This window comes from Mesorhizobium sp. CNPSo 4684, from assembly GCF_057784315.1.
Genome location: NZ_JBWLUX010000001.1, coordinates 38769 through 56088 on the forward strand (window position 1 = coordinate 38769; position 17320 = coordinate 56088).

At 63.4% G+C, this 17320-nt stretch carries 21 protein-coding genes; 11 read left to right on the forward strand and 10 right to left on the reverse strand.

Features of this window, described 5'->3' with window-relative positions:
- Positions 1–143 precede the first annotated feature (143 nt).
- The 3 genes from AC04SG_RS00185 to AC04SG_RS00195 all read left to right on the forward strand — a co-directional run bounded on the left by AC04SG_RS00185 (position 144) and on the right by AC04SG_RS00195 (position 1156).
- Positions 144–425 (forward strand): cupin domain-containing protein, encoded by a 282-nt coding sequence (locus tag AC04SG_RS00185; RefSeq protein ID WP_023681396.1) that lies wholly within the window; start codon positions 144–146, stop codon positions 423–425.
- A gap of 72 nt (positions 426–497) precedes the next feature.
- Positions 498–746: a type II toxin-antitoxin system VapB family antitoxin gene (locus AC04SG_RS00190; protein WP_488549431.1), complete on the forward strand. Its 249-nt coding sequence runs from the start codon at positions 498–500 to the stop codon at positions 744–746.
- Positions 743–1156, forward strand: coding sequence for a PIN domain-containing protein (locus tag AC04SG_RS00195; protein ID WP_488549432.1), 414 nt, complete (start codon positions 743–745; stop codon positions 1154–1156). Before AC04SG_RS00190 ends, AC04SG_RS00195 begins: the two co-directional genes overlap by 4 nt.
- A 4-nt stretch (positions 1157–1160) precedes the next feature.
- Here the strand turns inward: AC04SG_RS00195 and AC04SG_RS00200 are convergent, their stop codons facing one another.
- From AC04SG_RS00200 to AC04SG_RS00225, 6 genes are all read right to left on the reverse strand, one after another.
- Positions 1161–1580: a VOC family protein gene (locus tag AC04SG_RS00200; protein WP_488549433.1), complete on the reverse strand. Its 420-nt coding sequence runs from the start codon at positions 1578–1580 to the stop codon at positions 1161–1163.
- Positions 1581–1605: 25 nt separating this feature from the next.
- Entirely contained in the window at positions 1606–2931 is a 1326-nt protein-coding gene (locus tag AC04SG_RS00205) for a bifunctional folylpolyglutamate synthase/dihydrofolate synthase (protein WP_488549434.1), read from the reverse strand.
- A gap of 121 nt (positions 2932–3052) precedes the next feature.
- Positions 3053–3976 (reverse strand): acetyl-CoA carboxylase, carboxyltransferase subunit beta, encoded by a 924-nt coding sequence (gene accD, locus AC04SG_RS00210; protein WP_352561315.1) that lies wholly within the window; start codon positions 3974–3976, stop codon positions 3053–3055.
- A gap of 48 nt (positions 3977–4024) precedes the next feature.
- A complete protein-coding gene (trpA, locus tag AC04SG_RS00215; RefSeq protein ID WP_112559880.1) occupies positions 4025–4864 on the reverse strand; it encodes a tryptophan synthase subunit alpha in 840 nt (279 codons plus the stop codon).
- 2 nt (positions 4865–4866) lie between these two features.
- Positions 4867–6117, reverse strand: a complete 1251-nt coding sequence (trpB, locus tag AC04SG_RS00220; protein WP_488549435.1) for a tryptophan synthase subunit beta — start codon at positions 6115–6117, stop codon at positions 4867–4869.
- A gap of 28 nt (positions 6118–6145) precedes the next feature.
- Positions 6146–6805, reverse strand: coding sequence for a phosphoribosylanthranilate isomerase (locus AC04SG_RS00225; protein WP_488549436.1), 660 nt, complete (start codon positions 6803–6805; stop codon positions 6146–6148).
- A gap of 111 nt (positions 6806–6916) precedes the next feature.
- Here AC04SG_RS00225 and AC04SG_RS00230 point away from each other — a divergent pair, with 111 nt between their 5' ends.
- Positions 6917–7135 carry a hypothetical protein gene (locus AC04SG_RS00230; RefSeq protein WP_352561321.1) on the forward strand — a complete coding sequence of 73 codons (219 nt, stop codon included), beginning with the start codon at positions 6917–6919 and terminating at the stop codon, positions 7133–7135.
- Positions 7136–7371: 236 nt separating this feature from the next.
- Here the strand turns inward: AC04SG_RS00230 and AC04SG_RS00235 are convergent, their stop codons facing one another.
- The 4 genes from AC04SG_RS00235 to AC04SG_RS00250 form a co-directional block, all read right to left on the reverse strand.
- Positions 7372–8130: a M48 family metallopeptidase gene (locus AC04SG_RS00235; protein ID WP_488549437.1), complete on the reverse strand. Its 759-nt coding sequence runs from the start codon at positions 8128–8130 to the stop codon at positions 7372–7374.
- Between the two features lie 119 nt (positions 8131–8249).
- Positions 8250–8735, reverse strand: a complete 486-nt coding sequence (locus tag AC04SG_RS00240) for a DUF2852 domain-containing protein (RefSeq protein WP_112559875.1) — start codon at positions 8733–8735, stop codon at positions 8250–8252.
- Positions 8736–8852: 117 nt separating this feature from the next.
- The gene (locus AC04SG_RS00245; RefSeq protein ID WP_488549438.1) at positions 8853–9995 is read right to left on the reverse strand and encodes a benzoate/H(+) symporter BenE family transporter; all 1143 of its coding nucleotides are present in this window, start codon (positions 9993–9995) and stop codon (positions 8853–8855) included.
- A 6-nt stretch (positions 9996–10001) separates the two neighbouring features.
- The gene (locus AC04SG_RS00250; protein WP_488549439.1) at positions 10002–10772 is read right to left on the reverse strand and encodes an alpha/beta hydrolase; all 771 of its coding nucleotides are present in this window, start codon (positions 10770–10772) and stop codon (positions 10002–10004) included.
- Positions 10773–10991: 219 nt separating this feature from the next.
- Here AC04SG_RS00250 and infC point away from each other — a divergent pair, with 219 nt between their 5' ends.
- From infC to pheT, 7 genes are all read left to right on the forward strand, one after another.
- On the forward strand, positions 10992–11528 hold the full coding sequence (gene infC / locus AC04SG_RS00255; protein ID WP_112559872.1) for a translation initiation factor IF-3: 537 nt from the start codon (positions 10992–10994) through the stop codon (positions 11526–11528).
- A 208-nt stretch (positions 11529–11736) separates the two neighbouring features.
- Positions 11737–12375, forward strand: coding sequence for a methyltransferase family protein (locus tag AC04SG_RS00260; RefSeq protein WP_488549440.1), 639 nt, complete (start codon positions 11737–11739; stop codon positions 12373–12375).
- A 183-nt stretch (positions 12376–12558) separates the two neighbouring features.
- The gene (gene rpmI, locus AC04SG_RS00265) at positions 12559–12762 is read left to right on the forward strand and encodes a 50S ribosomal protein L35 (protein ID WP_006201248.1); all 204 of its coding nucleotides are present in this window, start codon (positions 12559–12561) and stop codon (positions 12760–12762) included.
- 38 nt (positions 12763–12800) lie between these two features.
- A complete protein-coding gene (rplT, locus tag AC04SG_RS00270; RefSeq protein WP_006201247.1) occupies positions 12801–13202 on the forward strand; it encodes a 50S ribosomal protein L20 in 402 nt (133 codons plus the stop codon).
- A gap of 160 nt (positions 13203–13362) precedes the next feature.
- Positions 13363–14448: a phenylalanine--tRNA ligase subunit alpha gene (gene pheS / locus AC04SG_RS00275; protein ID WP_488549441.1), complete on the forward strand. Its 1086-nt coding sequence runs from the start codon at positions 13363–13365 to the stop codon at positions 14446–14448.
- Positions 14445–14879, forward strand: coding sequence for a GFA family protein (locus AC04SG_RS00280; protein WP_488549442.1), 435 nt, complete (start codon positions 14445–14447; stop codon positions 14877–14879). The genes pheS and AC04SG_RS00280 overlap by 4 nt, the downstream gene beginning before the upstream one ends.
- Positions 14879–17287 (forward strand): phenylalanine--tRNA ligase subunit beta, encoded by a 2409-nt coding sequence (gene pheT / locus AC04SG_RS00285; protein WP_488549443.1) that lies wholly within the window; start codon positions 14879–14881, stop codon positions 17285–17287. The genes AC04SG_RS00280 and pheT overlap by 1 nt, the downstream gene beginning before the upstream one ends.
- Positions 17288–17320: the final 33 nt, after the last annotated feature.

Consider the following 17320-nt stretch of genomic DNA (forward strand, 5'->3'; position numbering starts at 1 on the left):
TCTTGGAATTGCCCTAGCAGAACTCTCGATATCGAAGCCCGGCCCTCGCCCGGGCTTTTCTTTGGCGTCATCGCCCAACCGCCTCTGGCCCTCGCATAGGCGCACTCCATGTCATCTGCTTGAGGCAGGACAGGAGAGACAGAATGACCGGATCCGCCAAGGCCACCGTCTTCATCGACAATGAGCGCGTCATCGTCACCGAATACCGCTTCCAGCCAGGCGACAACACCGGCTGGCATCGCCATGGCCACGACTATGTCGTGGTGCCGCTGATGGACGGCAAGGTGAAGCTGGTGACCAAGGATGGCGAGTCCTTCGCCGAGATGAAAAAGGGCGCCCCCTATTTCCGCAAGGAAGGCGTCGAGCACGACGTCATCAGCGCCAACGACGGCGAATACGCCTTTATCGAGATCGAACTGAAATGATGGCATGCCATCGCCTGCCATCTTGATGGCAGGCCCTGATGAGGCTATATCTTTCCTCAAAAGGAGTTTGAAATGGCCGAACCCCAGCTTTCAGTCCGCAGCGCAAAAGCACGTGATCTTGCGCATCGACTCGCTCGTCGCGAAAACCGCTCTATAGCTGATATCGTCGAACGCGCTCTCGAATCCTACGAGATTCGCGAAGCCGGGCGAGAACCGGCATCCGCCTTCTACTCCCGTCTGACGGCAAGCATTGGCGTCGACATCGATCTGGAAGAAGTCATCCGGGAAAGCCGTAAGGTCCATACAGGGCCGGAGCTTTGATTTTCGTCGACACCAATGTGATTTCGGAGACCCTTAGAAAGACGCCTGACGCGGCTGTCATGGCTTGGCTGGTCCGCAACGATGCTGAACTGGCTCTTCCCACGGTGGCGATTGCCGAAATCGCTTTCGGCATCCAAAAGATACGACCTGATGAGCGCGCCGACCGCCTGGAGCAAGGTCTCTCTCAATGGCGCCATCGCTTTGCCGACCGGATTTTTGGGCTGACTGAGGAGGCGGCTCTGGCTTATGGCGAGATTATGGGAACCTCCACCCGCCAAGGCCGAGGCATGTCGGCACCCGACGGCATGATTGCAGCGATAGCACGCGTGAATGGCGGTCGGCTGGCAACGCGCAATCTGAACGACTTCGGCCCGGCCAACCTCGAGCTGATCTCGCCTTGGGATTTCTAGAGCATTACCAGTCGGCGATGCGGTCGCCACCGGTGAATTGTGCGCTTTTTTCGGTGTATTCGAACAGCTCGATCTTCACGCCGTTGGGGTCGCGGATCCAGGCCTGAAAGGTGTCGTCGCAGGCGTGTTTTTTGGCCGTGACGCCGACGCCTTTCCCGCTGATATGGGCAATCGCGGCGTCGATATCTTCAACCTCAAGGCAAAAATGGTTGATCTGGTTCTGCTCGCTGTATGCAGTGCCGTTCTTCTGGAACACCTCGACATGGCTGCGGCCGCCGCAATTGAGGTAGAAGCCGAAGACCTTGCCGTCGCGCAGGAAATTGAACTGCGTATCGAGGCCGAGCACGTCGCGGTAGAAAGCTCGCGTCGCCTCCAGATCATGCGCGAAGATACAGACGTGAGCGAGCTGCTTCACCTTGATCATACGCGACTCCTTGCTGTCATTGCCTTCAGGTCGGCGGCGTCCCGTTTTCGGCCAACACCGCGCCGGCCAGATACAGTGAACCGCCGATCAGGATGCGTGGCGCCGGGCCATCCCAGGTGTCGCGCAGCAGCATCAGCGCGCTGGCGACGGAGCTGACCGGTTCGGCGGTGAGACCGGCTTCCGTCGCGCGGACCGCCAGCTCGTCATTCGGCACGCCGGCGTCGCTGAGGCTGACCGGCACCGTGTAGACGTGACGGACCAGACCCTTGAAGGCGTGGAAATAGCCGCTCTGGTCCTTGGTGTTGATCATGCCGGAGATCAGGAACAGCGGCCTCGGGTTTTTTTCCTCCTGCTCGGCCAGCGCCTCCGCAATGACCATGCCGGCGCCCGGATTATGGCCGCCGTCGAGCCAGATGTCGGCGCCCGCGGGCGCCAACTCCGCCAGTCTGCCCTGCGCCAGCTTCTGCATGCGGCCCGGCCACGCGACATTGGCCATCGCCTTTTCCGTGGCACGGTGGCTGATCTCGAAGCCGGCGGCCTTGACTGCGGCAATCGCTGCCGCCGCATTGGCGAACTGGTGGCGTCCGGGCAGGCGCGGCGGCGGCAAATCCATCAAGCCGTCCTCGTCCTGATAGACCATGCGGCCGTTTTCCTCGAAGGCGAGGAAATCCTGGCCGTAGACGAAGGTCGGGCAATCCAGCCGCTCGGCGGTTTCGATCAGGACCTGCAGCGCCGTCTCGCTCTCCTGCGCGCCGATGACCACCGGGCAGCCGCGCTTCATGATGCCGGCCTTTTCGGCGGCGATCAGTTCGACGCGGTCGCCGAGATAGGCCTCGTGGTCCATCGACACCGGCATGATCACCGACACCGCCGGCCGGGTGACGACATTGGTGGCGTCGAAGCGGCCGCCAAGGCCGACCTCGATGATGGCGGCAGCGGCCGGATGCTCGGAAAACAGGATGAAGGTGACGGCAGTGAGGATTTCGAAGACGGTGATCTTCTGGCCTTCATTGGCCCGTGCGACGCGGGCGATGGCCTCGGCAAAGGTCTCGTCATCGACCAACCTGCCGCCACCCTCGGCCGCTAGCCGGTAGCGCTCGGCCCAGTTCACCAGATGCGGCGAGGTGTGAACATGGACGAGATGGCCGCCGGCTTCGAGCAGCGCGCGCGAAAAGGCCGCGCACGAGCCCTTGCCGTTGGTGCCGGCAATGTGGATGACCGGCGGCAGCCGGTCCTGCGGATTGCCGAGGCGTTCGAGCAGCCGGGTGATGCGGTCGAGCGAAAGGTCGAAGCCTTTCGGATGCAGCGCCATCAAGGCGTCGATTTCGCGGTCTGCGGCAAGTGTGGTCATAAGGGAATCCTACCGCATGAGCCCAAAAACACGAATCGGTTTTCGGAAAGGATCATGCGTAACAAGAGGATACCGCGCGAAACATCGCGCGCAATCGCTGATAGCGGCCGGGAATGTCGCGTCAGGCCTGCGGCCGGGCTTCCGTCGGGATGACGGCTGGCGGCAGGATTTCCGGCTCCAGCGGCTTTTGCTCGGGAACCTTGAGCAGCATCTTCAACAGCCGCGCAATCGTTCCGCGCAGCTCCAGCCGCGACACCACCATGTCGACCATGCCGTGCTCCATCAGATATTCGGAGCGCTGGAAGCCGTCCGGCAGTTTTTCCCGGATGGTCTGCTCGATGACGCGCGGGCCGGCAAAGCCGATCAGCGCGCCGGGCTCGGCGATGTGGACGTCGCCCAGCATGGCATAGGAGGCGGTGACGCCGCCGGTGGTCGGATTGGTCAAGACGACGATGTAGGGCAGGCCGGCTTCCTTCAGCCGATCGAGGCCGACCGTGGTGCGCGGCAATTGCATAAGGGACAGGATGCCCTCCTGCATGCGGGCGCCACCGGAGGCGGCGAACAGGATCAGCGGCCGCTTGCGCTGCAGGGCGACCTCGAAAGCATGCACGATGGCGTCACCGGCGGCCATGCCGAGCGAGCCGCCCATGAAGGCGAAGTCTTGCACCGTCACCACCACCGGCAGGCCTTCGACCGTGCCCAGCGCGTTGACGATGGCGTCTTCCAGGCCGGTCTTGGCCTTGGCGTCCTTCAGGCGGTCTGTGTAGCGCTTCTCGTCGCGGAACTTGAGCGGGTCCTGCATGACCTTCGGGTTCTCAAGCTGCTCGTATTTACCGTCGTCGAAGAAGAACTTCAGCCGCTCCTTGGCCGAGATCTTCATGTGATGGCCCGATGACGGGATGACGAACTGGTTGGATTCCAGGTCCTTGTGGAACACCATCTCGCCGGTCTCGGGATCCTTGATCCAGAGATTCTCCGGCATGTCGGTGCGCCGGCCGAGCATCGAATTGATCCTCGGGCGAACGTAGTTGGTGATCCAGTTCATCGCTTCGGCTCCTGTCCTGACGAAGAGTTGGGTAAAGAGGTAGGAGAACTATTCGGCAGCAGCAAGGCGGGCCGAACGCACGCCTTGCGACAGGCCGCTGACCAAAGTGGCGACGGCCTCGGCCGGATCGGCGGTCTTTTCGCCCTTCGGCCCCAGCACATTGGCGACCGCATTGACGATGGCGGTGCCGACGACGACGCCGTCGGCATTGGCGCCGATGATGCGCGCCTGCTCGGCGGTCTTGACGCCGAAACCGACGCAGACCGGCAGGTCGGTGTGACCTTTGATGCGCTTGACCGCCGCCGCGACCTTGCCGGTATCGGCCAGAGCCGAGCCGGTGATGCCGGTCATCGAGACGTAATAGACGAAGCCCGAGGTGTTCTGCAGCACCTTTGGCAGGCGCTTGTCGTCGGTGGTCGGCGTCGCCAGGCGGATGAAGTTGACGCCGGCCTTGAGCGCGGGAATGCAGAGTTCCTCGTCCATCTCCGGTGGCAGGTCGACGACGATCAGCCCATCGATGCCGCTGGCGATCGCGTCCTTGAGGAAGCGGTCGACGCCGTAGATGTAGATCGGGTTGTAGTAGCCCATCAGCACGATCGGCGTCTCGTTGTCGCCAGCGCGAAAGTCCGCCGCCATCTGCAGTGTCTTGACCAGCGTCTGGCCGCCTTTCAGCGCCCGCAGGCCGGCGGCCTGGATCGCCGGGCCGTCGGCCATCGGATCGGAAAACGGCATGCCCATTTCGATGATATCGGCGCCGGCCTTCGGCAGCGCCTTCATGATCGACAAAGCCGTGTCATAGTCCGGGTCGCCGCTCATAAAATAGGTGACGAGCGCCGGGCGGCCTTCGGCTTTCAGTTTCGCCATGCGGCGGTCGATGCGGGTCACCATGATCAGATCTCCATGCCCAACATCGAAGCCACCGTGTGCACGTCCTTGTCGCCACGTCCCGACAGGTTGACGATGACGATCTGGTCCTTGTCCATGGCGGGCACGATCTTCACGGCATGGGCAATGGCGTGCGCGGATTCCAGCGCCGGGATGATGCCTTCGACGCGCGTCGTCAGCTTGAAGGCTTCCAGCGCCTCGTCGTCGAGGATCGGCACATATTCGACGCGGCCCGAGTCACGCAGCCAGGAATGCTCGGGGCCGACGCCGGGATAGTCGAGCCCGGCCGAGATCGAATGGCCGTCCAGGATCTGGCCGTCGGCATTCTGCAAGAGATAGGTGCGGTTGCCGTGCAGCACGCCGGGCGCGCCGGCGTTCATCGAGGCGCAATGCTCGATGCCGTCGAGGCCGCGGCCGCCGGCTTCGATGCCGATGATGTGGACTTCCTTGTCATCGAGGAAGGGATGGAACAGGCCGATGGCGTTCGAACCGCCGCCGACAGCGGCGATGATGGTGTCAGGCAACCGGCCTTCCTGCTCGAGGATCTGGGCGCGCGCCTCGGTGCCGATGACCGACTGGAAGTCGCGCACCAGTTCCGGATAGGGATGCGGGCCGGCGGCGGTACCGATGAGGTAATAGGTGTCCTCGACATTGGTGACCCAGTCACGCAACGCCTCGTTCATGGCGTCCTTCAGCGTGCCGTGGCCGGCGGTGACCGGCCGCACTTCGGCGCCGAGCAGCTTCATGCGGAAGACGTTGGGGCTTTGGCGGGCGACGTCGGTGGCGCCCATATAGACGACGCAGGGAAAGCCGAAGCGCGCCGCGACCGTGGCTGCCGCCACGCCGTGCTGGCCGGCGCCGGTCTCGGCGATGATGCGCTTCTTGCCCATGCGCTTGGCCAGCAGGATCTGGCCGAGGCAGTTGTTGATCTTGTGCGAACCGGTGTGGTTCAGATCCTCGCGCTTGAAATAGACCTTGGCGCCGCCCACGAGGCCTTTCGCCGAGGAGACCTCACGAAGATGTTTCGTCAGCCCTTCGGCGAAATAGAGTTTGGAGGGCCGCCCGGCATAGTGGGTCGAGAGATCGGTCAATTCGGCCTTGAAGTCCGGATCGTTCTTGACCTCGTTCCAGTGCCGCTCGAGGTCGAGGATCAGCGGCATCAGCGTCTCGGCGACGAAACGGCCGCCGAAGATGCCGAACATGCCCTGCTCGTCGGGTCCGGTGCGGAAGGAATTGGGTGTCGCCGGCTGGTCCATCGCCGATCTCCTGGTTCGAAAGAATTGTTCAGGCGGCGCGGTCGTCGCGCGCGGCCCTGACGGCCCGGAAAAACTGCTCGATCAGCGCCGGATCCTTGACGCCCGGAGCGCTTTCCACGCCCGACGAAATGTCTATTGCGGGCGGATTGGCCGATCTCAGGGCGTCGCCGATGTTGGCGGCGTTGAGCCCACCGGAAAGCATGTAATCGAGCCCGGCGTCAAGGCCGGCCAGAATGCGCCAGTCGAAGGCGACGCCATTGCCGCCCGGCAGTTGCGAGCCTTTCGGTGGCTTGGCGTCGAACATGAACCGGTCGGCAATGCCGATGAACGGCTTTAGCCGGTCGAGATCGGCGGCCTCGCTGACGGGGAACACCTTCATCGCCGGCAGGCCGTAGCGGGCTTTCACTTCGGCTACCCGCGCGGGCGTTTCAGCGCCGTGCAGCTGCAACATGTCGGGATGCATTTTGGCGATGATGTCGTCCAGGAAGGCATCATCGGCGTCGACGGTCACGGCGACCGCCTTGGCCTTGCCGATCGCCGCCTGGCGCAGGCGGCCTGCTTGCGCAGGCTCGACATAGCGCGGGCTCTTGGCGAAGAAGATGAAGCCGACATGGCTGGCGCCGCCGGCCAATGCCGCGGCCATTGCCTCATCGGTCTTCAACCCGCAGATCTTGATGTCGAGCGCCATGGCGCGGGGATTGGCACGAAAAACCCCAAGAGTCGAGAAAAAGCATGCTGTTTGCCGCCCGGGCGGAACGCGCTACCTTCTCCTGGAGGCATAACAGGCGGGAGCAAGATCATGGCAGACGAAACCGTCGCCCAACTCAGGCAGAAGATGGCGCAGGCGCGCGAGGTCATCGCCCATCTGATGCAAAAAGCCGCCTTCGACGGGGCGGAGGCTCATCGGGCGCTGAATTATTTCGGCAGCGATGAATTCGAGCAGAATTTTTTGCCATGGCCGCGCCATGGCGATGAAGGACTGCGGCCGGAGGAGCTTAACGCGGCGAATGATGATTGAGAGGCGCCTACTCGGAAAAGGCTGGCGGGACAGCACCCCCCTCTGGCCTGCCGGCCATCTCCCCCGCAAGGAGGGAGATTAGGCGCTCAGCCGCTTTCGCAAATCTCCGACATCAAAAGAGCGAACGCAGCGCCGAAGCTGCCGATCTCCCCCCTTGCGGGGGAGATGTCCGGCAGGACAGAGGGGGGTGGGAAGGAACGCCGGCTTTCTATGGCTAACGCCACTGTGCCTCAGCGCTAATCAAACACGATCGCCTGCAGCGCGCTGCCGTTGCGCTTCAGCCAGTCCTTGCAGCGGTCGGTGTCGGGGCAGAGCTGTTCGCACAGTTTCCAGAATTTCGGGCCGTGGTTCATCTCCTTGAGATGCGCGACCTCATGCGCGACCAGGTAGTTTATGACAGGCGTCGGCGCCATCATGATGCGCCAGGAGAAGGACAGGTTGCCGTCGGAGGTGCAGGAACCCCAGCGGCTCGACGTGTCCTTGAAGCGGATCGCCTTGGCGCGCTTGCCGAGCGCTTCGGTGTGCTTGACCACCAGCTTCTCGATCTCCTTCTTGGCCTCGCGCTTGAGGAAATCGGCGATGCGGCGCGGCAGATGTATGCGCTCGCCATGCACGATCAGCAGCGGGCCGCGCTCGTCGCGCGAGACGGTGACGGTGCCGCGTTTCGCCGGTTCATGGACGATGCGATGCGCGACGCCGCGGATCGGGATCTTGATGCCGGGCCGCACCTGCGGCCGTGTCGGCACCTTGGCCAGCCGCTGCTCCAGCCAGTCCTGGTGGCGGTGCAGGAATTTTTCCACCTCACCGCGGCGCAGGCCCGGCGGCACTGTGATGCGCAGGCCCTGGCCGCCGGAATCGATGCGCAGCGTCAGCCGCCGTGCCCGGGCGCTCTCGACGATCCTGAGCGGCAGCGTGCGGCCGGCAACGACATGCTCCCGCTCTTCGACGGGCGAGGGCTTTGGTTTGGTCAGGTTGCGAAAGAAGCCGAAGGACATGGCTGAACGATACGCGATTCGAGGAAAACGGCCAGTAGAGCGAACGCGAAAAGAGAACAAAAAAGAAACGGCGCCGCTTGCGCGACGCCGTCTGTCATGCCGAGACCTGTCGCAGGATCTCAGTCGTCAAGCAGGTTCGGGCCCTTGCGCTTGGGGGTCGCGGGCTTGGTCGCTTCGGTCGTGCCCGTGGTCGTTGGTGCGGTCGACTTGTTGCGGTTGGCCATGAAGCGGTCGAACTCGTCCTGGTCCTTGGCGCGGCGCAATTCGCGGGCATAGTCGTCGAACTCGGTCAACATCTCGTCGAGCTTGCGGCGCTCTTCGGCTAGGCGCTCGAGTTCCTTCTCGCGCCAGTCGTCGAAAGCGACGTTGCCGGTGCGAGCCGAACCATGGCCCCAGCGCGCGGCCTTGTCGGAACCGCGGCGGCAGCCGGCGAAGATGCCGTCGGTGGCGCGGTTGACGTCGCGCTTGAAGCCGTCAAGCCGGTCGCCCCAGATGATGTAGGCGAGCATGGCGAAGCCAAGCGGCCAGAACACCATGAAGCCGATCACCATCAGCGCGATGGTCGCCGGCGTCCAGGCCGGGCGGATCAATGCGGATGTGTTCATTTTCTCCCATTCCTTCGGTTGGAGACAGCCAAACCCGGCTGCGTGGAATCGAAATGGGAAGACAAAAACGGCGATTCAAGACAATGCCGGCCAAAACCGGACAAGGGTCTGAAATGATTATCGCTTTTTGAGTGCTTCGAGGAAAAGCACGACCAGTCCGGCGACCAGGCCCCAGAAGGCGGCGCCGACGCCGAACAAGGTCAACCCTGAAGCGGTGACGACGAAGGTGACCGTGGCGGCCATGCGCTGGCCCTCGTCCTTGAGCGCGATCGACAGCGCGTTGGCGAGCGACCCCATCAGCGCCAGGCCGGCGACCAGCACGATCAGGCTCTGCGGCAGAACGGCGAAAATCGCCACCAGCGAGGCGCCGAAGATGGCGAAGACGAGATAGGCCAGAGCGTAGAAAGGGCCGGTCTTCCAGCGTTCGGCGGGGTCCGGATGGACATCCGGCCCGGTGCAGATCGCCGCCGAAATCGCCGCCAGATTGGTGGTCGAGCCGCCAAACGGCGCCGACAGCAGCGAGAACAGGCCGGTCACGCCGATCAGCGGGCCGGGTTCGGGGTGATAGCCGGCGGCCCGCAGCACGGCGAGGCCCGACAGGTTCTGCGAGGCCATGGTGACGAGGTAGAGCGGCAGCGCCATGCCGATGATGGCGGCGGCGCTGAAATGCGGTGCAAACAGCGTCAGCGTCGACAGTTCCGGCGCCGGCAGGCCGCCGACACGGCCGGTAAGGAAGGCGGCAATGCCGCCGCCGATCAGCACCGCCAGCACCGACAGCGCCGGGTTGAACAGGCGAATGACGAAGAAGGCCGCGATCAGCGGCAGGATCAGCCAGGGGTCGACGGGAATGGTCTTGACGGCATTGAGTGCGAAGGTGACGACGATGCCGGCCAGCATGCCGGACGCCACCGAGGCCGGTATCCTCGATATCAGCTGGGTCAGCGGCTTGAACAGGCCGGTGGCGATCAACAGGATGCCAGTGACGATGAAGGCGCCGACCGCATCGGCCATGGTAAAGCTGCTCGATGCCGCCATCAGCGCCAGACCAGGTGTCGACCAGGCGGTGATAACAGGCATCTTCGTGCGCCAGGACAGCCACAGGCACTCGATCGCCATCGCCAGGCACAGCGCCGTCACCCAACTCGCGGTCTCGGCCTGGGTAGCGCCAACCGCCTTGGCGGCGGCAATGACGACGGCCAGCGTGCCCCCGAAGCCGACGATTGCCGCGACAAAGGCGGATATCGGGATGGAAATGCGCATTCTTGCCTAGCCCGCCTGCTGGACCATGTCGCTCACGGCTCTCAGCAGCATGTCGAGATCCTGCGGCCGTGACAGGCGGTGGTCGCCATCGGGGATGAGCGACAAAGTGACGTCGTCGGCCGGCAGCAGGGAGACCAGCTTCAGCGCATGGCTTGCCGGCACATCGGTATCGGCCAGACCCTGCAGGATGTGGACAGGGCAATGGGTATCGATCGGCCCGGTCATCACCCGGTTGTTACGGCCGTCCTCGATCAGGGCGCGCGTGTAGATGTAAGGGTCGGCGGAATAGTCCGACGGCTCCTCGAAAAAGCCCTTCTTCTTGAGGTCGCGCTTCTGTGCCGCGGTTAGCGCCGGCTCGACCAGTTCGTTGGTGAAATCCGGCGCCGGGGCGAGCAGTACCAGGCCGACGACACTGGTGTCGCCAGCCTTGCGCAGTTCCTGCACCATGCGCAGCGCAATCCATGCGCCCATCGAGGAGCCGACCAGCACCTGCCTGCCCTTGGTGAAACGCCGGAAGACGGCGAGGCTCTCGCCAAGCCATTTCGAGATGGTGCCGTCGGCAAAGGCGCCGCCGGACTCGCCATGGCCGGAATAGTCGTGGCGGAGGTATGCGCGGCCTTCGCGGGCTGCCCAGTCCGACAGCGTCTCGGCCTTCGTGCCCAGCATGTCGGATTTGTAGCCGCCGAGCCAGACGATGCCGGGCGTCGCGCCCGCCTCATGGCGCACCGCGATGCTGATTCCCTGGATATCCAGCGCGGTCGGGGTGGTCGCGGTCATGGCGATCTGTCAGTCCTGATTTTCCTCGCCGGTCTTTTGGCACAGGCAAAGGCGAAGCGGAAAGTGCCCGCTATATCCTTTGTTTGGTGCAGGCCAGCGTTCAGGGTGATTTTCCGTCAGCGCTGTGCTATTGACTCCGCCCGCGCGCTCACCACATTGGCGCGTCCTGAATATTTCTAGATTTGAACCCTGAACGAAACGGCCAAGGAGACCACGACCATTCGCAGACCTTTCAAAGCAGCGGCGCCCACCAAGGATGGCCCGCGCTCCAACCGTGATATCCGGGTTCCCCGGGTCCAGCTCATCGACGCCGAAGGCCAGAACCGAGGCGATGTCTCCATCAACGACGCATTGCTGCTCGCCGAAGAGGCCGGGCTCGATCTGGTCGAGATATCGCCCAATGCGGTGCCGCCTGTCGTAAAAATCCTCGATCTCGGCAAACTGAAATACGCCAACCAGAAGAAGGCGGCCGAGGCGCGCAAGAACCAGAAGGTCATCGAGATCAAAGAGATCAAGATGCGCCCGAACATCGACAGCCATGACTACGAGACCAAGATGAAGGCTGTGCGGCGCTTCTTCGAGGAAGGCGACAAGGTCAAGCTGACGCTGCGCTTCCGCGGCCGCGAAATGGCGCATATGGAACTCGGCATGCAGCTCCTGAACAAGGTGCGCGAGGAAGTGTCGACCATCGCCAAGGTCGAAGCCGAACCGAAGCTCGAAGGCCGCCAGATGATGATGGTGCTGGCGCCGCGCTAGAATCTCTTTGTTTTGAAGCAATTCCGGGCGGAAAGCCGTTTCACACTTTTCCTGGAATTGCTTTGGATCACGTTCTGTTCAGGCGTGGCGTCGCGCTCTAAATCCGCCTGAATCATGGCCCACGGCGTCCCGGCGATCGGCGGGACGCCTGTTTTCTTGGCAGACGCCGCGATCGCAGGCGAAGCTTTTCCACGATCGGACTCCCGGCATGGCCAATGAAATCAATCCTGCGCCCGTCAAGGAGCTTGGCGGCTACCAGCACATGCGCAGGATGGTGCTTGCCGTGCTGGTGGTGGTGCTGTTTGCCGCACTGCTCTTTGGTCAGTCGACCTTTCCGCCGGAGACCCCGGTGCACGAGACGGTCGAGATGTTCGGCGTGCTGTTGATCTTCCTCGGCATTGTCGGCCGGTTGTGGTCGACGCTTTATATTGGCGGCCGCAAATCCTCCGAAGTGGTGACCGGCGGCCCGTATTCGATCACCCGCAACCCGCTCTATGTGTTCTCGACCATTGCTGCCGCCGGCGTCGGGGCGCAGATCGGCTCGTTTTCCGGCATCATCCTGTTTGCGCTTTTGTGCGCCGGCGCCTTCCACATCGTCATCCTGCGCGAAGAGCGGTATCTCAAGGACGTGCTTGGAGCGCCTTACCAGGCCTATCTGGCGCGAGTGCCGCGCTTCTTTCCCAATCTGTCGCTCTACCAGGAAGGCGATACCGGCAGCTTCAAGCCGCGGCTTTTGCTGACCACCTTGCTCGACGGGCTGGTGTTTCTGGTGGCGCTGCCGGTGTTCGAGACCATCGATGGCGCCCAGCAGTCGGGGATCCTGCCGGTATTGTTCCGCCTGCCTTGATAATCGGACAGAGCGTCGCAGTGCCTGAGGTGTTGCGCGCGCGCCTGCTTTGACGTATAGGACCGCGTTCCAAAAAACCGCCCGGCAGGGCATGCCGTGGCGGTTTCATTTGCTTTTCGGGCTTTTGGTCCGCCCGAAGCGAACAAGAAGCGCGATTGTGCGCCACCAATACGGAGTAGCAAAATGCCCAAGATGAAGACCAAATCGGCCGCCAAGAAGCGGTTCAAGATCACAGGTACGGGTAAAGTCCTGTCGGCTGCGGCCGGCAAGCGTCACGGCATGATCAAGCGTTCCAACAAGTTCATTCGAAATGCCCGCGGCACGATGGTTCTGGCTGAACCGGACGGCAAGAAGGTCATCAAGAATTTTCTGCCGAACGGCCTCTGAGCATTCGGTCGGAACAGCGTTTTTAAGGAGATCATGACATGGCACGCGTAAAAAGAGGCGTCACCTCGCACGCCAAGCACAAGAAGGTCCTGAAAGCCGCCAAAGGCTTCTACGGCCGCCGCAAGAACACCATCCGCATCGCCAAGCAGGCGGTGGAAAAGTCGTTGCAGTACGCTTACCGCGACCGCAAGAACCGCAAGCGCTCGTTCCGCGCGCTGTGGATTCAGCGCATCAACGCCGCGACTCACGAGCATGGCCTGACCTATGGCCGCTTCATCGACGGCCTCAACAAGGCCGGCATCGAGATCGATCGCAAGATCCTGTCCGACATGGCCATCCATGAGCCGCAGGCTTTCGCCGCCCTGGTCGCCAAGGCCAAGGTCGCGCTCGAATATCTGAAGAACACCACGCCGAATGCTTTTGAAAGCGCTGTCGCCTAAGACCAGCGCTTCCCAAGCTATTCAACACTTGATTTGGGGAACCCGCGCTGGCACGGCTGGCGCGGGTTTTTCTTATGCCTAGAGCGTCTTTGTTTTACGCAATTCCGGACGGAAACCCGTTTCGCACTTTTGCTGGAATTGCTCTGATCGGGTCTGGAACATGAGTGACATGGATACTCTCGAAAACTCCCTGATGGCCGACATCGCCTCGGCCGGCGACGAGGCGTCGATCGAAGCGGTGCGCGTTGCAGCCCTCGGCAAGAAGGGCTCGGTCTCCGAAATGCTGAAGACGCTGGGCGCGATGAGCGCCGAGGAGCGCCAGGTCAAGGGTCCGGCGATCAACGGCCTGAAGAACCGCGTCACCGAAGCGCTGACGGCGCGCAAGGCCGAACTGAAGGATGTGGCGGTCACTGCCAGGCTCGCCGCCGAGACGGTCGACGTCACGCTGCCGGTGCGGCAGTCGCCGGCCGAGCGCGGCCGCATCCATCCGATCAGCCAGGTCATCGACGAGATCGCGGCGATCTTCGGCGATCTCGGCTTCGCCATCGCCGAAGGTCCCGATGTCGAGAGCGACTATTACAATTTCACCGCGCTGAATTTTCCCGAAGGACATCCGGCGCGCGAGATGCACGATACCTTCTTCTTCCAGCCGGACGACAAGGGTGAGCGCAAGCTGTTGCGCACGCACACCTCGCCGGTGCAAATCCGCACCATGGAGAAGCAGAAGCCGCCGATCCGCATCGTCATCCCCGGCAAGACCTACCGGCAGGATTCGGATGCCACCCACTCGCCGATGTTCCATCAGGTCGAGGGGCTGGTGATCGACAAGACGGCCAATGTCGCCAACATGAAGTGGGTGCTGGAAGAGTTCTGCAAGGCGTTCTTCGAAGTGCCGCAGGTGAAGATGCGCTTCCGGCCGTCCTTCTTCCCGTTCACCGAGCCAAGCCTCGAGGTCGACATCCAGTGCGACCGCTCGCGGCCGGGCGAAGTGCGCTTCGGCGAAGGCTCCGACTGGATGGAGATCCTCGGCTGCGGCATGGTCCACCCCAATGTGCTGCGCGCCGGCGGGCTCGATCCCGACGAATATCAGGGCTTTGCCTGGGGCATGGGCATCGACCGCATCGCCATGCTGAAATACGGCATGCCGGATTTGCGCGCCTTCTTCGACGCCGATGTGCGCTGGCTGTCGCATTACGGCTTCCGCCCGCTCGACATGCCGACGCTGTTCGGAGGCCTCTCCGCATGACGGCGCCGCACACCGGCGGCTGCCGCTGCGGCGCCGTGCGGTTCGAGGCCTCGGCCGAACCGCACCACATCAGCTATTGCCATTGCGGCGATTGCCGGCGGGCCAGCGGCGCACCGGTGTCGGCCTTTGTCGGCTTTCGGACCGAGCAGGTGGCTTTCACTGGCACGGCGCTGAAAATGTACGAGAACGGCCCGGTGACGCGCTCGTTCTGCGGCATTTGCGGCTCGCCGATCGCCTATGTCGACGAGCGGCTGGAAGACCACATTTATTTCATGCTCGGCGCCATGGACATGCCGGCCTATTTCCGACCGACGCACCATGCCCATGTGCGCGAGCAGCTGCCTTTCCTGCATATGCCCGACGATTTGCCGCGCCATTTGAAGACAAGCGTGCCCAGACCTGACGGGCACAGACAAAACGGAACACAGTGATGAAGCTCACCCTTTCCTGGCTCAAGGATCATCTGGAGACCGACGCCACGCTTAGCGAAATCGTCGAGCGGCTGACCTCGATCGGTCTCGAAGTCGAGCATGTCGACGACAAGGCCAGCCTGAAGCCGTTCGTCATCGCCAAGGTGCTGACCGCTGTGCAGCATCCCGACGCCGACCGGCTGCGGGTGCTGACCGTCGACACCGGTGACGGCAAGGCGCCGGTTCAAGTCGTCTGTGGGGCGCCTAACGCCCGCGCGGGCCTGATCGGCGCCTTCGCTGCGCCCGGTACCTATGTGCCCGGCATCGACGTGACACTGACGGTCGGCAAGATCCGCGGCGTCGAAAGCCATGGCATGATGTGCTCCGAGCGCGAGCTGGAGCTGTCGGATGAGCATAACGGCATCATCGACCTGCCTGAGGATGCGCCAGTCGGCACCAGCTTCGCCACCTATGCGCATCTTGACGATCCGGTGATCGAGATCAATCTGACGCCGAACCGGCCGGACGCGACCAGCATTTACGGCGTCGCCCGGGATCTGGCGGCAAGCGGGCTTGGCCGGCTCAAGACCGCGCCGGTCGAGGCGATCAAGGGCAAGGGCGCGACGCCGGTCAAGGTGACGATCGAAGCGCCGGAGCTTTGCCCCGGCTTCGCGCTGCGGCTGGTGCGCGGCGTCAAGAACGGCCCGTCGCCGAAATGGCTTCAGCAGCGTCTGATCGCCATCGGCCTCAGACCCATCAACGCGCTGGTCGACATCACCAATTACGTCACCTTCGACCGCGGCCGGCCGCTGCATGTGTTCGATGCGAAGAAGGTCGCCGGCAACCTCGTCGTGCGCCGCGCGCGCGATGGCGAAAAGGTGATGGCGCTCGACGGGCGCGAATACACGCTGACGCCACAGATGTGCGCCATCGCCGACGACAATGGCGTCGAATCGATCGCCGGCGTGATGGGCGGCGAGCATTCCGGCTGCGATGAAAACACCACCGACGTGCTGATCGAATCCGCGCTTTGGGACCCGATCACCACGGCGCGGACCGGCCGCACGCTCGGTATCATAACCGACGCGCGCTACCGCTTCGAGCGCGGCGTCGACCCGGAGTTCATGGTGCCCGGCGTCGAACTGGCGACCAAGCTGGTGCTCGAATTCTGCGGCGGCGAGCCGACGGAAACCGAGGTGGTCGGCTACGCCGGACACAAACCGAAGATCGTTGCCTTCCCGCTGTCGGAAGTGAAGCGGCTGACCGGCATCGAGGTGCCCAGGGCGGAGAGCCTCGACATCCTGTCGCGCCTCGGCTTCAAGCCACAGGGCTCCGGCGACGTCGTCGACGTCGCGGTGCCGTCCTGGCGCCCAGATGTCGACGGCAAAGCCGATCTGGTCGAGGAAGTCATGCGCATCCACGGCGTCGACAACATCACTCCGCAGCCGCTTGGCGCCCACGATGCCGTCAATTCAAAGATTCTGACGACGCTGCAGGTGCGCACCCGCACGGCCAAGCGCTCGCTGGCCGTGCGCGGCATGATGGAGGCGGTCACATGGTCGTTCATCCCGGCCGGGCATGCCGAACTGTTCGGCGGCGGCCAGACGGCGCTGAAACTCGCCAACCCGATCGCCGCCGACATGTCCGATATGCGGCCGTCGCTGCTGCCGGGGCTGATGTCGGCCGCGCAGCGCAATGCCGACAAGGGCATTGGCGATGTGGCGCTGTTCGAGGTCTCCGGCACTTATGAAGGCGACCAGCCGGACCAGCAGCGGCGCGTTGCCGCCGGCGTACGCCGCGGCACCGCCAAGCTCGACGGCTCCGGCCGCAGCTGGGCCGGCAATTCCGGTCCGGTCGGCGTGTTCGACGCCAAGGCCGATGCGATCGCGGCGCTCGAAGCCTGCGGCACGCCGGTCGACCGGCTGCAGATCGAACCGGGCGGCCCGGCCTGGTATCATCCCGGCCGTTCCGGCACGATCAAGCTCGGCCCGAAGACGGTGCTCGGCACGTTCGGCGAATTCCACCCGAAGACGCTGGAAGGCCTCGACGTTTCCGGACCGATCTGCGGTTTCGAGGTCTATATCGACGCCGTGCCCGAGCCAAAAGCCAAGCCGACGAAAACCAAGCCGAAGCTGGAGCTCTCCGCCTTCCAGGCGGTGAAGCGCGACTTTGCCTTTGTCGTCGACAAGACGGTGGAAGCCGGCACACTGGTGCGCGCAGCGCTCGCCGCCGACAAGAAGCTGGTCACCGGCGTTTCGGTGTTCGACGTTTTCGAAGGCGCATCGCTCGGTGCCGCCAAGAAGTCGATCGCCATCGAAGTGTCGATTCAGCCCGTCGAGAAGACCTTGACCGACGAGGATTTCGAGGCGCTGGCCAAGCGCATCGTCGACAATGTCGGCAAGCAGACGGGCGGCGTGCTGAGGACGTAGAGGTATTGCCGACAGGTGGCGAATCGCCCTCCA

Bases quoted from the DNA above. Each gene is read 5' to 3' on its own strand.
- AC04SG_RS00185 (WP_023681396.1), top strand. From the start codon at position 144: ATGACCGGATCCGCCAAGGCCACCGTCTTCATCGACAATGAGCGCGTC.
- AC04SG_RS00190 (WP_488549431.1), top strand. From the start codon at position 498: ATGGCCGAACCCCAGCTTTCAGTCCGCAGCGCAAAAGCACGTGATCTT.
- AC04SG_RS00200 (WP_488549433.1), bottom strand. From the start codon at position 1,580: ATGATCAAGGTGAAGCAGCTCGCTCACGTCTGTATCTTCGCGCATGAT.
- AC04SG_RS00205 (WP_488549434.1), bottom strand. From the start codon at position 2,931: ATGACCACACTTGCCGCAGACCGCGAAATCGACGCCTTGATGGCGCTG.
- accD (WP_352561315.1), bottom strand. From the start codon at position 3,976: ATGAACTGGATCACCAACTACGTTCGCCCGAGGATCAATTCGATGCTC.
- trpA (WP_112559880.1), bottom strand. From the start codon at position 4,864: ATGGTGACCCGCATCGACCGCCGCATGGCGAAACTGAAAGCCGAAGGC.
- trpB (WP_488549435.1), bottom strand. From the start codon at position 6,117: ATGGACCAGCCGGCGACACCCAATTCCTTCCGCACCGGACCCGACGAG.
- AC04SG_RS00225 (WP_488549436.1), bottom strand. From the start codon at position 6,805: ATGGCGCTCGACATCAAGATCTGCGGGTTGAAGACCGATGAGGCAATG.
- AC04SG_RS00230 (WP_352561321.1), top strand. From the start codon at position 6,917: ATGGCAGACGAAACCGTCGCCCAACTCAGGCAGAAGATGGCGCAGGCG.
- AC04SG_RS00235 (WP_488549437.1), bottom strand. From the start codon at position 8,130: ATGTCCTTCGGCTTCTTTCGCAACCTGACCAAACCAAAGCCCTCGCCC.
- AC04SG_RS00240 (WP_112559875.1), bottom strand. From the start codon at position 8,735: ATGAACACATCCGCATTGATCCGCCCGGCCTGGACGCCGGCGACCATC.
- AC04SG_RS00245 (WP_488549438.1), bottom strand. From the start codon at position 9,995: ATGCGCATTTCCATCCCGATATCCGCCTTTGTCGCGGCAATCGTCGGC.
- AC04SG_RS00250 (WP_488549439.1), bottom strand. From the start codon at position 10,772: ATGACCGCGACCACCCCGACCGCGCTGGATATCCAGGGAATCAGCATC.
- AC04SG_RS00260 (WP_488549440.1), top strand. From the start codon at position 11,737: ATGGCCAATGAAATCAATCCTGCGCCCGTCAAGGAGCTTGGCGGCTAC.
- rpmI (WP_006201248.1), top strand. From the start codon at position 12,559: ATGCCCAAGATGAAGACCAAATCGGCCGCCAAGAAGCGGTTCAAGATC.
- rplT (WP_006201247.1), top strand. From the start codon at position 12,801: ATGGCACGCGTAAAAAGAGGCGTCACCTCGCACGCCAAGCACAAGAAG.
- pheS (WP_488549441.1), top strand. From the start codon at position 13,363: ATGAGTGACATGGATACTCTCGAAAACTCCCTGATGGCCGACATCGCC.
- AC04SG_RS00280 (WP_488549442.1), top strand. From the start codon at position 14,445: ATGACGGCGCCGCACACCGGCGGCTGCCGCTGCGGCGCCGTGCGGTTC.
- pheT (WP_488549443.1), top strand. From the start codon at position 14,879: ATGAAGCTCACCCTTTCCTGGCTCAAGGATCATCTGGAGACCGACGCC.